The sequence below is a fragment of the Alkalicoccus luteus genome, assembly GCF_012034335.1.
In the GTDB taxonomy this organism is placed as follows: domain Bacteria; phylum Bacillota; class Bacilli; order Bacillales; family Salisediminibacteriaceae; genus Alkalicoccus; species Alkalicoccus luteus_A.
The window spans coordinates 56,423-69,367 of sequence record NZ_JAATHJ010000013.1; the positions used below are offsets into that span (position 1 = coordinate 56,423).

The 12,945-nt window shown below is 45.7% G+C and carries 15 protein-coding genes; 8 read left to right on the plus strand and 7 right to left on the minus strand.

Going from position 1 to position 12,945, the window contains the following annotated elements:
• Positions 1-48 precede the first annotated feature (48 nt).
• The 5 genes from HCN83_RS10170 to HCN83_RS10190 all read left to right on the plus strand — a co-directional run bounded on the left by HCN83_RS10170 (position 49) and on the right by HCN83_RS10190 (position 3,546).
• A complete protein-coding gene (locus HCN83_RS10170) occupies positions 49-369 on the plus strand; it encodes an emp24/gp25L/p24 family protein (RefSeq protein WP_168006922.1) in 321 nt (106 codons plus the stop codon).
• Positions 370-384: 15 nt separating this feature from the next.
• Positions 385-639 (plus strand): phage holin, encoded by a 255-nt coding sequence (locus HCN83_RS10175; RefSeq protein WP_168006924.1) that lies wholly within the window; start codon positions 385-387, stop codon positions 637-639.
• Entirely contained in the window at positions 632-784 is a 153-nt protein-coding gene (locus HCN83_RS10180) for a hypothetical protein (RefSeq protein ID WP_168006925.1), read from the plus strand. The genes HCN83_RS10175 and HCN83_RS10180 overlap by 8 nt, the downstream gene beginning before the upstream one ends.
• Entirely contained in the window at positions 777-1,862 is a 1,086-nt protein-coding gene (locus tag HCN83_RS10185) for an N-acetylmuramoyl-L-alanine amidase (protein WP_168006927.1), read from the plus strand. Before HCN83_RS10180 ends, HCN83_RS10185 begins: the two co-directional genes overlap by 8 nt.
• A 1,033-nt stretch (positions 1,863-2,895) precedes the next feature.
• On the plus strand, positions 2,896-3,546 hold the full coding sequence (locus HCN83_RS10190; RefSeq protein WP_168006929.1) for a DUF3800 domain-containing protein: 651 nt from the start codon (positions 2,896-2,898) through the stop codon (positions 3,544-3,546).
• A 700-nt stretch (positions 3,547-4,246) separates the two neighbouring features.
• Here HCN83_RS10190 and HCN83_RS18410 read toward each other — a convergent pair.
• The 3 genes from HCN83_RS18410 to HCN83_RS10205 all read right to left on the minus strand — a co-directional run bounded on the left by HCN83_RS18410 (position 4,247) and on the right by HCN83_RS10205 (position 5,698).
• Positions 4,247-4,471, minus strand: coding sequence for a tyrosine-type recombinase/integrase (locus HCN83_RS18410; RefSeq protein ID WP_343033705.1), 225 nt, complete (start codon positions 4,469-4,471; stop codon positions 4,247-4,249).
• Between the two features lie 265 nt (positions 4,472-4,736).
• A complete protein-coding gene (locus HCN83_RS10200; RefSeq protein ID WP_246238187.1) occupies positions 4,737-5,036 on the minus strand; it encodes a hypothetical protein in 300 nt (99 codons plus the stop codon).
• A gap of 26 nt (positions 5,037-5,062) precedes the next feature.
• Positions 5,063-5,698 (minus strand): DUF4352 domain-containing protein, encoded by a 636-nt coding sequence (locus HCN83_RS10205; protein WP_168006931.1) that lies wholly within the window; start codon positions 5,696-5,698, stop codon positions 5,063-5,065.
• A 995-nt stretch (positions 5,699-6,693) separates the two neighbouring features.
• Between HCN83_RS10205 and HCN83_RS10210 the strand changes: the two genes are divergently transcribed.
• Together HCN83_RS10210 and HCN83_RS10215 are read left to right on the plus strand one after the other, a co-directional pair.
• On the plus strand, positions 6,694-6,906 hold the full coding sequence (locus tag HCN83_RS10210; RefSeq protein WP_168006933.1) for a hypothetical protein: 213 nt from the start codon (positions 6,694-6,696) through the stop codon (positions 6,904-6,906).
• A gap of 436 nt (positions 6,907-7,342) precedes the next feature.
• Positions 7,343-7,864 (plus strand): DoxX family protein, encoded by a 522-nt coding sequence (locus HCN83_RS10215; protein WP_168006935.1) that lies wholly within the window; start codon positions 7,343-7,345, stop codon positions 7,862-7,864.
• Between the two features lie 428 nt (positions 7,865-8,292).
• Here the strand turns inward: HCN83_RS10215 and thrB are convergent, their stop codons facing one another.
• The 3 genes from thrB to HCN83_RS10230 are packed head-to-tail and all read right to left on the minus strand — an operon-like array spanning position 8,293 to position 11,572.
• Positions 8,293-9,213, minus strand: coding sequence for a homoserine kinase (thrB, locus tag HCN83_RS10220; protein ID WP_168006937.1), 921 nt, complete (start codon positions 9,211-9,213; stop codon positions 8,293-8,295).
• Positions 9,210-10,274: a threonine synthase gene (thrC, locus tag HCN83_RS10225; RefSeq protein ID WP_168006939.1), complete on the minus strand. Its 1,065-nt coding sequence runs from the start codon at positions 10,272-10,274 to the stop codon at positions 9,210-9,212. Before thrC ends, thrB begins: the two co-directional genes overlap by 4 nt.
• Positions 10,274-11,572 carry a homoserine dehydrogenase gene (locus HCN83_RS10230; protein WP_168006941.1) on the minus strand — a complete coding sequence of 433 codons (1,299 nt, stop codon included), beginning with the start codon at positions 11,570-11,572 and terminating at the stop codon, positions 10,274-10,276. The genes thrC and HCN83_RS10230 overlap by 1 nt, the downstream gene beginning before the upstream one ends.
• Positions 11,573-11,778: 206 nt before the next feature.
• On the opposite strand from HCN83_RS10230, the gene HCN83_RS10235 reads away from it, so the two are divergent.
• Complete coding sequence (locus HCN83_RS10235) at positions 11,779-12,702, plus strand: acetamidase/formamidase family protein (protein ID WP_168006943.1); 924 nt, start codon at positions 11,779-11,781, stop codon at positions 12,700-12,702.
• A gap of 147 nt (positions 12,703-12,849) precedes the next feature.
• Here HCN83_RS10235 and HCN83_RS10240 read toward each other — a convergent pair.
• Positions 12,850-12,945, minus strand: a 96-nt coding sequence (locus HCN83_RS10240; protein ID WP_168006037.1) for a transposase, incomplete at its 5' end; no start/stop codon positions are given.

A 12,945-nucleotide genomic window follows, 5' to 3' on the forward strand; every position in this document is an offset into this window, starting at 1 on the left:
CTCCCATAGGGCGCTCTTTCTTATGTCGTCAGCTGAAGGGGGTCAAGCATGGAGCAGAAGCTCAAGACTGTGGAGGATAAGATAAAAAAGATTGAGGGGGAGCTCAACCAGTTAAAAGAGGAGGTGCAGGTGCGAGATTCAGAAGCGCACCGGCGTATGGATGAGCTCAAGAATAGTATTGATTCATTAAAAGGTGATACAAAAGACATTAAAAATGGCATGAGCACGATTTTAAAGAGGCAGGAAAGCTTTACGGATTTTCTAAAAGAAATCGTCAGCCGAACATTCCGGTGGTTTTTCTTAACGATTGCTGTATTCGCTGCCATTATTGGTGTCCTGGTTAACGCTGATCTATCGCATTTATTCTAAGGAGGTGAAATATTAATGGACAAAATGACAATTGCACGCACGGCCGCTCTGGCGCTAGCACTGATCAATCAGCTGCTGGCGTCTTTTGGTTATTCCCCACTGCCGTTTGATGAACAGCAGGTAGAGGTTGCCGTATCGTCCACACTGACAGCTGCGGCGGCGGTGTGGGCCTGGTGGAAAAACAACAGCGTGACAAAGGAAGCCCAGGAAGCGGATGAAGTGATGAAGCAGAAGAAAGCAGCTAAAAAGGAGGCCTTTAATCGTGAATAGTAAATTCAAAACCCAGTGTGCCTATTGTGGCAAGGATATCGAATTCAGTGAGACTGATTACGAGAAAAACGAGATCCCGGAGCCTATCTGCGATGAATGCAGGAAGCTTGTGGAAGCAGGAAAGGAGGACGAAATCAATGGCTAAAGTATACCTTGATCCAGGACACGGTGGCCATGATCCGGGAGCCGTAGGGAATGGCCTTAGAGAAAAAGATCTGGTTCTGCAGATTGCTCTAAAAACTCGGGCGATCCTTCAGAATCAATACAATGGCGCAACGGTCCGAATGAGCCGAACAACAGATACCTTTGTTGGACTTAATGCCAGGGCGCAAGATGCCGTGAATTGGGGAGCAGATCTATTCTGTTCTATCCATCTAAACGGAGCCGCAGCTGCAGCCAATGGGACGGAAACATTCAAGCACCCGAGCTCTACAGCCAGCCGCCCTGCTCAGCGGAACCTACATGATGCGATTCTGGGAGCAATGCGCCGCCTGGATAGCACCGTATCAAACCGAGGCCTCAAAGATGGGAATTTTGCCGTGCTCCGTGGCACGTATACCAGGATGCTTTCTGTTCTCACGGAAGCCCTGTTTATCACGAATACGCGGGATGCGAATCTATTGAAGCGCTCCGGTACCCTGGACCGTATTGCAGAAGCTCATGCCGAAGGGATTGCCAAAACGCTCGGACTTAGCAGGAAGAGTGGAAGCTCCGGCGGATCTGGTGGGAGTGCACCGCGATACGGGCCAAACAATGAATCATTCGCAAGCTACCATAGTGAATGGTGGGGCGCTGAAGGAGAGCATATCAGAGCCATTCAGCGGCTCCTGCAGTTGGCCAAAGAGCTACCGCTTGGATCGGCAGACGGAAGGTTTGGCCAGGTGACACTCGACGCGGTTCGATCTTTCCAGGACAAGCATAATCTCAGCAGCGCCGGTCAGAACTTCTACGGCGTGCCTGGGCCGAAGACAACAGCAAAGCTTGCCGAGGTAAGCAATACGACAGACGGGCTGCCAGGTGATATGGTCCGTGTAACAGCCGACAGGGTAAACTACCGTAGCCGTGCAAACTGGGATGATAGCGCAGTGGCTGGATCAGTAAGCAAAGGGGAATCTTTTACCATTGTGCGCCGTGCGATTATGAGCAATGGATCTGATCTGTATCAGATTAAGTCCGGAAACTTTATCAGCGTGCATCCAAACTTTGTGGAAGTAGTAAAATAATCAAAAATAAAAAGAGGGGCAGACGCCCCTCTACATCACTAACCTATGATAAAATAAGTATACCGAGCTCTTTAGAGCTAGTATCAAACGCCCGAAGTGAAGCTTTAGTGTTTTGTTCAAGGCTGTCCATTGGATTCAAGAGGTCGGCTCTCACTCCTTCAAATGCTTTTAGAGTAGCGTTTGGTGCGTCGAGGAAACTAGTCAGATCAGAGCGGATCATTTTTGTTAACGCACCGGGTTATTATCCGGTGCTTCTTTTTGTTTCCAAAAGATCAGCATATCTCTTCATCCTAATAGGATGCTGGGCGCTCGTGGTTGGGTTATTGCGCTCTTAGCTCACCAACTATGCGTTGCACCTTCTAACTACGTAACAGGTTCATTAGCTTGGCTCAGGATTGCCTTATCTAAGAGGACGTAGGTTTCCCTGAATTCACCCAGTTTTCACTCATGTATTGCTACATAAGGCGGCATACATAACACCATAAGTTAGTAAATTTATCTTAGCAGATGATGGGAAAGATAGGAAGAGGGACGAAAGCTATTATCAGCGTATATCTGAATTTTTTAGCAATTTCGAAGCAATTAAAAAGGAGCTTTATGCCCCTGTTTCTTCGTAAGAATGTATGTGCTTTATTTAATACCCGTGCAAAGTTATAATTGATAGCCAATCATTTGATATAACGAGAATTTCGATTTTCTTCTTAATTTGATAGTACATAATGATTATTAAGGGACGAGGCTTAAGCTTCTTCAAAAGTGTTAGTGCATATCCTGATAATTTCTTGATAATCTGAGTAAAAGTTTTGTTATGAAAAAACTCAAAATAAAGTGTCAAAATTTATTTCATCTTTTAATTTGTATTTAATGTAATAAAATTCAAAAAAGATGAAAACCAATAGTGTTTTAAGAAGGTTTATTATTGAGTAAAATCAGGATCAGAAATTGTTTAGGGTTAAAGTACTATAATTTGTTTCTGTAACTATAAAAATGTAGTACAATTATAAAATGACAGTAAATAGGAGAGGGATTGTTCATGGGTCGTAAAGTCATTCTTAACTTCGATGAGTCTGGTAATATGGGCAGGCAAGGAAGATATTTTACAATTGCATGTATTGAAGCAGAAAATACTAAACCCTTAGTTAATATAATGAAAAAAACAATATTAAAGACTATTAAAAATTTTCCGGAATACAACGACCTAGATGAAATTAAAGCAAGTGATAGTTCGCCAGTTGTTAAAGAATTTTTCTTAAGAAAAATAGCTACAAAGGAAAGTATAAAAATTAGGTATATTGTAGCCGACTTGCATCACGTAGACGCACATTTAAAAGATGATGAAAATTTATTATATAATTATATGTTGAAATTGTTGGTCACACCCATTGCAGCAAAAAATGATGTAAGCTGTTTATGTTTGAACTTAGATAAAAGAACTATTAAAGTGAAATCCACTAATTCATTTGAAGACTATATTAAACTGCAATTAAATTATGAACAAAATTGTAATGTTGAAGTGGAAGTGAATTATATTGAATCTCATAATTCTCGTGCCATTCAAGCTGCAGATTTCGTTGCAAATGCAATCAATGCTAAATATGAATATAATAAAACTTACGGCTATACTGCAATAGAACAAAAAATAGTAAGAAGATCATGTTTTCCATATAAGCAATTTGGGAAATGAATAATATAATAAAATTAATGTTACCTTGTGAAAATTTTTATGCTAAAATCTTTACAAAAATGTACACCTAATGTATACTCATAATTAATCGCGCAAGTAAATCCCATTATGCCGTGTGAAACTTCGAACCACATAAACTGCCTGTTAGGTAGTCGGATTTTGGGTATTGCGCTACCGATTTTAAGTTAATGATCAGTGAAATGATCTTTTAAATTACATAGGGTAAACCCTAATAAGTGTATGCATTTTACAGCCATATAAACTGTTTTTAAAACAGTCGCTTATTAGGTTCCTATAGTTAGACCCTCTTAATTTCTAGAGGGTCTTTTATTATTGGAGTTTTTATTTGCTTCTTAAATAAAGATTAACAGTCCACATAAAAGCTAGTTGGTTTATCTTATTTGGGAGCGATATGGGAGCGGATTTCATTGGTTCGCTCCCAATTTTATATATTTCAATCCTTAACAATACCATTGAGAGACTAATTCAATAGGGTTTCTGCACAGTCATAGTTCTTCTTTAATTGTAGTACTACCGCCTCCTAAGCGGCAGGTCGGAGGTTCGAATCCTCTCAGGGTCGCCATACATACAAATGCTAAAACCCTTGTTAGACAAGGGTTTTTCTTTATATCTGCAGTTAGCATGTAAGATCTTATACGTAGCTCTTTAGAGGTCGATGGGGCAGAAATGGGGCAGGATTTTAGTTATCCACAGACTTATCCTCGAAGAAGTGATTAAACTGGTCTGCAGCTGCACGATCTACTTCTACTATTTTATGGCCGTAGATGTTCATTGTTGTTCCAATGTTGCTGTGACTTGCTCGATCACTAATCGATTTCATTGGTACATTTTTTTCGATTAAATATGTTATAGATATGTACCGCAAATCATGGAAGCGAACCTTCTCGATTCCTGTTCGTTTAATAAAGCGGGCTCACCATTGGCTAATGCTATCCGGCCGGATCGGACCCCAGTTAAATCGATCGTAATGATGAACGATTATAGCGGGACCGCCAGCGTGATAAGTAACATTGATATTAAGACAAATATTTAAGGCTCTTATAGAGATATCATTAACATCAGCATAAATATGATTCACTAATGTCTCTATATCAGACAAGTACACTGAATCAACTTCGAACAAGAACCAATGTTCTTTCTTGGCGCAAAAAAAGCCCCTAAGGACTTTCTTATGCTGCAGAACCAATTATCATAAGTACCCAAAACCCGATTTTATAAAGAATAGTTATTCCACCTAGAATCACACCGGTTAAGGCCATACCCTTTTTAATTTCTTTTTGCATGCCTATAATACCAAAGACCACTGCAAGGATCCAAAGCGGCATGACAAACCAACCGATGAAAGGCACGATGCCAATAACTAAACCAATAATACCTAAAACTAGCGCCGCTGTAGCCATTCCGTTGGTATCTTCTTTTTCGACGATAACTCTTGTGGTAGTTTCATTTACTGCAGTTTCTTCCGCCATGAGATAACCCCTCCCAATAAATTTAATTAATTAACTTCGATTTCCCAAATTGCTTGACCCGAAGTGAAAGGGTTCTCGAAAATGAATTCATAAGTATCAGAATCATTGACATCAAATGCGACCTCACCCCGAACGTCTCTACCTGCACCAATTTCACCATCAAGAGTTCCAGTAGTATCTGTGTAAATTGTTACATCGTGAGTATAGCTTTCATCATCTTGCAAGCTCATTTGCAGCATTGTAGAGATGTTTGCTTCTTCATCAGTAGTGTTTTCGATCGTCATGTCTAAAATCACATAATGATCATTATTTGGAGTCTCAAAATCATTACCATCGGATGTATATGCATCATTTAACGTGATTGCTAAACCATCAAATGTGATTGTATCACCAATTGAGATGCTTTCTTCCTCTTGGCCTTCTTCTTCCACTTCTTCGTTAGCTTCATTTTCAGCATTGTTTTCATTGTTATCTTCGTCTGCGTCGTTCTCAGCACTATTATTTTCTTCAGGCTCATTATCAACCTCTTCATTCTCTTCAGCAGCATTAGCCTCAGCATTATTGCTGCTTTCATTACCTGAATTTGTTTCAATGTCAGATTCACCGCACGCTGTTAGTAAGAGAGCAGCGCCTAGTGTAGTCGCAAATACCGCTTTTTTCATCGTAAAAACCCCTTTAATCATTCATATTATATCACTCTACTATAATATGGCAGAAAGAGGATAAAAAAGAAAGTATTATTTTAGTCTTTTTACCTTTTTTATAACACTTCAATAGCATTTAACGTTGTCTAAGCATCTATATTATCATCCAGACCTGCTACAAGAGAACTAGGATCCTTTAAGATTTATTTTACTTGCTCCCGACAGTCCGTCGATACGTCAAATATTTTTGCTATTTGTACTATAGAACTTCTGTGTCTATAAGGACCTGTAGGTGGAGGGGAATGCGTAAGCTGTTGTCAAAACTGTCGAGTATAGGGGCTGGAAGATGTACGCTCTGGATACGTAGGTCAGTTGTTATATGGATATCAACTCCCAAAAGGGCGAACGGCTGTGAAGGTACTGAACGTTGATAGCACATCTTTCCTAGTAGAAGTAATTACGGATGAACTGGTTTGGATCGGCTTCATGATCTACGGTAAGCGACTTGGTTATGAGCATAAATATATGGATGGAGTGTCGAAGGGGGCACTTAGCATGGTGGTGTCGAAATTCATAACAGTATGTTAGAGAAGACTCAGCGCCTGCCTTTTAATTTGAAAATAAAGTGGACAAATTCCCGGCACCGCACTAAGTTTATACGAAAGCTGCAGAAGCAGTGGGAGGATATAGGCGAGTCGAAGGTCCACTGGCTTTGTTTCATAAAGCTAGTTATTTGAAGCCTCCACCTCCGAAAAGGGTTCGATCGGGGCGAAGAACCTTATGGTATTCATCTGCATGATCATTTTAGCTGTTTGTCGACAGCTTGAATCCATGTAAGAAAGGGTTTCTCTTTATGAATGAAAGGACCAGGGAGCCGCGTTCCAACCTCTGACTAGAAAACAAGTTCCTGATGACCTCACAGCCGGTATTTGCTAAAGGATATCATAGCTTCGATAATTATATGCAGGTATCTTCCTTCATGTGTCGAACGACTATAGTGGGAGATGATGAACATGCAAGAATTCACATTCGAACTTGAATTTGAGAAAGGCCATGTTGTACAGGTCGGCATTCAGGCTTACAGCGAGAAAGAGGCTCTGGATATAGCAGCATCCTTTAAAGGCAAGCAAGTTTATGATAAAGAAAAAATCGTGATTAATCATGATTTAGTGACGGTCATTCGAGCGCCATCTGGAAAAGCAGATGAGGGTAATGAGGAGCGGTAAACCATTCATTATGAAACTTAGTACCCGATCGGGTGCTTTTTTTATTGTTCTTTTTTCGAAATCAACCAATTAAGGGCGTTGCATTTACAATTGATGCTACGAGATAAATACAGTTTATAGTTAAATGATTATTTGTAAAAAAAGCTAGGATTGCCGATAAGGAATCTATAGTCCTTATGAAGAAGGATTATTCAGCAATAGTCGATCAAGATGACTTGCTCAACATTTCACAAATTGGACACAGAATAAATGCTCAGTGATTCACAAACGTATGCTATAGTATAACTATAGAAAGGTTGCTCACCAATTCACAAACTAACAGCCGGTCACTCCAGCGCGCAGAGCCGGAAGCACTTTGTTCCGTCCGTCAGGGACGAGAAACGTGAGCAGCTTTTCTTCCAAACCATACTTATAAAAATCTTAGGAGGAATTAATCATGTTTATGGACTTCTTACGGAACAATCGGATTGCTGCTGGTATTCTCACGTTTCTCCGCCTGTATCTCGGGTGGGCCTGGTTGACTGCAGGATGGGGCAAGGTATTTGGAGGGTTTGATGCTTCCGGCTATCTGCAGGGCGTTGTAGCTAATGCTGATGTCGCCGCACAATATCCTGCCTACCACGCCTTTATTGAAAACATAGCATTACCAAACGCCGGTCTCTTCAGCTTTATGGTCGCCTGGGGTGAACTGTTTGTCGGATTGGGACTGATCCTCGGTGTTTTCACCACGGCTGCTGCGTTCTTTGGAATCGTGATGAACTTCGCATTCCTGTTTGCCGGAACGATCTCTACCAATCCTTTGCTCGTCCTGATTACCATCTTCATTTTGGCTGCCGGGGCTAACGCAGGCCGCTTTGGCGGGGACCGCTGGGTGATCCCTTACCTTCGCACTCACGTACTTGGCCGCGACTGGATTCAAAAGCGGATGCCGCAGAGCCGCCGTCCAAAAGCTGCATAGGGAAAGAAAGCCGGAAGCGGGCTCTGCTTCCGGTTTTTCTATGCCTGCCGCAGGCTTGCCTTCAGCTATTTCTCAGGGTGGTCCCTCAGTAGTATAGAAAAAGGGCACGGTGGATCGCTTCCGGGTGCCGGAAGCTTCCTGGTGATTGGAATACTCTGATGAAAGTTTTTATTTGGGGGCGGAAACTTTTCATTTCAGCCTTCCAACTTTTCATTCTCCGTCTTCAACTTATTAATCTTGCACGTAAACTTATTACCGTTATCATTCTGCGTTCGTAATAGCGAATATCTTATCATTTTCATACCTGAAGTTTTCATTCTCTGTCCTCAACTTATTAATCTTCACCGTCCGGCCGTCAGTCCGTTCCCCGTTCACTGCACATAAAAGCCCGAAGCCGCAACGCGCGGCTTCGGGCTTTTCCTCACGTTCTATCGTCGAACTGCTTCGCGGCAGGGGATGGCCTCCACGAAGGAGCCTCCTGCGTCGACTTCGACTTGTTCAACTGCCTGCTCCTGATAATGGGAACGGAGCTGGAGCAGCACTTCTTTGCCTTTTCCTTTCGGGATAAAGAAAAGAATGATCGGACCGGCGCCGCTCAGTGTCGCACCGTAAACCGGCAGCTCTTCAAGCAGCGTTTCGGCGCGCTGCCATTCCGGGATGGAAGGGAGGCGGTACGGCCGGTGGAACAGATCGTTTTTCATCATTTTGCCGGCGAGTTCCCAGTTGTTTTGCATGATGGCAGCTGTCAGCACGTTGGCCGCGCTGCTGGCATTGACGGCTGCTTTATAGGAAAAGCCCTCCGGCAGCGTATCGCGCGATTCCTTCGTGCTGAGCTCATAGGACGGGATGACCGCCACGAGATCGATATCCGGCACGCCGGCGTGCACAAGGTACGTGTCCTCTTCGTACTGACTGCCGATGACGAGCCCGCCGTAAATGGACGGAACGACGTTATCCGGATGGCCTTCGTAGAGGCTGGACCAATGCGCTTTATCCTCGCGCGTCAGCTGCAGATCGCAGAGCACATCAGCGAGCTCTATGCCGGCTACAATGGCCGTGGCGCTGCTCCCGAATCCGCGCGAGAGCGGGATGTCGCTCTCCATTTTGACGCGGGCGGCGGGAAGTGCAACGTCGTACTTTTCTGCGATCCATTCAGCAATGATGTAAATCAGGTTTTCTTTTCCGGAAGGAATGCCCTCTAGATGAGGTGAATCCGCCTCAAATACCCACTCGTCGGCCGGCTCTGCATACAGCGTCAGGTAGCGGTTCAGCGCCATCCCGATCGAATCAAATCCGGGACCGAGGTTGGCGGTGCTTGCCGGAACGCGGATTTTCCACTGTTGATTCATGACTGTTTCACCCTTCCAAGCATGTGATCAAAGACGACCTGCTCATCATTTGGCAGTTTTACCGGCTGTACGGGAGCCGTGTCGATCGCCGTATTCGGATCCTTGAGTCCGTTTCCTGTCAAAACAGAAACAACGCGGGAGCCCTTTTTAATTTCGCCGGATTCGATCTGTTTGATCAGACCGGCAACAGAAGCAGCGGAAGCCGGCTCAGCAAATACACCCTCTTCGCGTGCGAGCAGCTTGTAGGCAGCGACAATTTCGTCGTCTGTCACAAAATCGATTGCGCCGCCGGAAGCTGACGCGGCGTTGACTGCCTTATCCCAGCTGGCCGGGTTGCCGATTCGGATCGCAGTTGCAAGCGTTTCCGGCTGATCGATGATTTTATTTTGCACAATCGCCGCAGAACCTTCTGCTTCAAAGCCGCGCATCTGCGGCAGGCCTGTTCCGCTTGCTTTGTGATACTCTTCAAACCCTTTCCAGTAGGCCGTGATGTTGCCGGCGTTGCCGACCGGAATTGTCAGGACGTCCGGCGCGCTGCCGAGTGCGTCCACCACTTCAAATGCCGCCGTTTTCTGTCCTTCAATCCGGTACGGGTTCACCGAGTTTACAAGCGTGATCGGCGTCTGCTTTTCCAGGTTGCGCACCATTTGCAGGGCATTGTCAAAGTTGCCTTCGATGCTGACGATTTCAGCCCCGTAGACGACCGCCTGCGCGAGCTTGCCCATCGCAATTTTCCCGTCCGGAATGACGATCAGGCAGCGCATTTTTGCCTGGGCGGCATAAGCCGCCGCGGCAGCTGACGTGTTTCCGGTGGAAGCGCACATGATCGCTTCGCTTCCGGATTCCTTTGCTTTGGCAACGGCCATCACCATGCCGCGGTCTTTGAACGAGCCGGTCGGGTTGGCGCCGTCGTACTTCACGTACAGCTCCACGCCGAGCTTTTCAGAAAGATGCTTCATCGGCAGCAGCGGAGTATTGCCCTCCTGCAGCGAAAGCATTGGTGTATCTTCATTGACCGGCAAATATTCCTTGTATTCTTCTAACAGTCCGCGCCACAGCATTATGACATGTCTCCTTCCGTACGGTAGCTGCTCTTAATCTCGACGACAACATCCTCGTCCTGAAGGCGCTCCAGTACTTCCTCATAGTCTTTTTTCGTTACTTCATGAGTGACCACAATGATCTCAGCCAGGCGCCCTTCATTCAGCGGCACCTGCAATATTTTTTCCAGACTTACGTTATGCTCATCGAAAATTCTGGTCAGGGCGGCGAACGTGCCGCGCTTGTCTTTGGCGTGAATCCGCAGGAAGTATTTCGAGCGGATTTCTTCATCGGTTTTCAGCTGCTTCTCAAACTGCGGGATGATAGCAGAATTGCCGGTAACCCCGAGCCGCTTGTTTTTCAGTACTTCCACTAAGTCGGAAACGACAGCGGTAGCCGTCGGCAGCTTCCCGGCGCCGGGGCCGTAAAACATCGTTTCCCCGACCGCTTCCCCGTATACGTATACGGCGTTAAACTCGTCATCGACGGACGCGAGCGGATGCTCGTGCGGCACGAGCGTCGGCTGCACGCTCACTTCGACTTTGTCTCCGTCCCTGACGGCGATGCCGATCAGCTTCATCGTGTAGCCAAGCTGCTTGCTGTACTGCAGGTCCTGGCTTGTGACGCTGCTGATGCCGGAAACCGACACATCGTCCAGATCAAGGTTCATGGAAAAGCCGAGCGTGCCGAGAATCGAAATTTTTCTCGCAGCATCGAGCCCTTCGACGTCAGCTGTCGGATCCGCTTCCGCATAGCCGAGTGCCTGTGCTTCTTTCAGCACGTCTTCATAAAGCCGTCCTTCTTTCGTCATCTGCGTAAGAATATAGTTTGTCGTACCATTGACGATCCCCATCATCTTCGTGATGCGGTCGGAGGCAAGGCCTTCGACGATCGTTCGCAGAATCGGAATGCCACCGGCGACGCTTGCCTCATAAAATAAATCGCATTTTTGCTCGTTTGCTGTTTTCAGCAGCTCGCTGCCGTATACAGCCATCACATCTTTATTGGCTGTCACGACGTGCTTGCCCTGCTCCAGCGCTTTTTTCATATAGTCGCGTGCCTGCTCCATGCCGCCCATCACTTCAACGACGACATCGATATCGTCATCAAGCAGAATGTCATCTGCATTCGTCGTGAGCTCTGTATGAGCAGCTGCCGGACCGCGATCTTTATCAAGACTCGATACGAGCACTTTTTTCACCTTCACGGGTGCTCCGATCTGGTGGGCTAATTTATCCTGATGCTGTTCAATAATTTCAAGTACACCGGTTCCTACGGTGCCGAAGCCAAGTAGTCCTACATTCATCTGTTGTGCCATCCCCGCTCACTCCTGATTGTCTCTATTTACGGTACAAATGTTTTCGTATAAAGGACATTATATAGAGGATAATGCGTAATAACAACCACTTGAGCGTAAATAAACGAGGTATTTTCATGATAGCGTTTTCAATATCGGGGCATTTGTTTTTCGGTCAATCCATAGACATGATAATATGGAAACAGACTGGAGAGGAGGAAGCGTATATGAACCATACGATTCACCGTCACCACCACCATTTTGTCTGGGACAGGTCGCTCGAACCGGTGTATGAAGCAGAGCCGGGAGAGGAAATTGGCTTTGAAGTAACGGACTCGTCTGCCGGCCAGCTGTCGAAAACGTCTACCTCTGAAGACGTGGCAGCACTCGATTTTGATCGAGTAAACCCGGTGAACGGCCCGGTTTACGTTAAAGGAGCCAAGCCCGGCGACACGCTGGAAGTGGAAATTCTCGGCTTCGGTCCGCAAAGCTGGGGCTGGACGGGCGTCATTCCTGGATTTGGACTTCTGAGCGACCATTTTCAGGAGGCTGCATTAAAAATCTGGGACCTGCAGCAGGGAAAAGCGGAATTCCTTCACGGCATCGAGATTCCGATTGCACCGTTTCCGGGGACGATCGGAACGGCACTCGCTGAACACGGGGCCCACAGCGTTGTACCTCCGCGTCAAAACGGCGGCAATATGGACATCCGCCACTTAACCCGAGGAACCAAGCTGTATCTGCCGGTATGGGTGGAAGGAGCGATGTTTTCCGTAGGTGACACGCATGCTGCCCAGGGAGACGGAGAAGTGTGCGGAACAGCGATTGAAGCACCGATGGACATCGAGCTGAAATTTCAGCTGCACAAAGGTCGTCAGATCAAGGAGCCGCAGTTTGAGACGAAAGGCCCGCTCGTTCACGGTCCGCCTGATCAGCGCTACTATGTCACTACCGGCTTTGGTGAGGATCTGATGACGGCCTGCAGGAAAGCGGTCAGCTATATGATTGAGCACATCAGCCACACGTACGGTCTCTCAGACGTCGAAGCGTACATGCTCTGCAGCACGGCGGTGGACTTAAAGCTGAGTGAAGTAGTGGATATTCCGCACTACCTCGTCTCTGCGTATCTCCCATTATCTATCTTTAAGTAGCGGCAGAATGTTTATTCTGTCGTTTTTTTGAGTAAAAAAACCTATAATAGAAGTAACACTTATCATGAAAGAGCGTCTACAAGAATAATTTAGGCGGAGAAGGAGCTTCTTACACATGGCTCTTCACCATAAAGTGTAGTTGACGAGCTAGTTTGCTCGGCCAGTTTCTAAACTGATACGTATTTTAAAGTGTTCATTGTTTCGATAGCCATAAGCGCGGCGCTTAATGAGTTTGATCTTCGT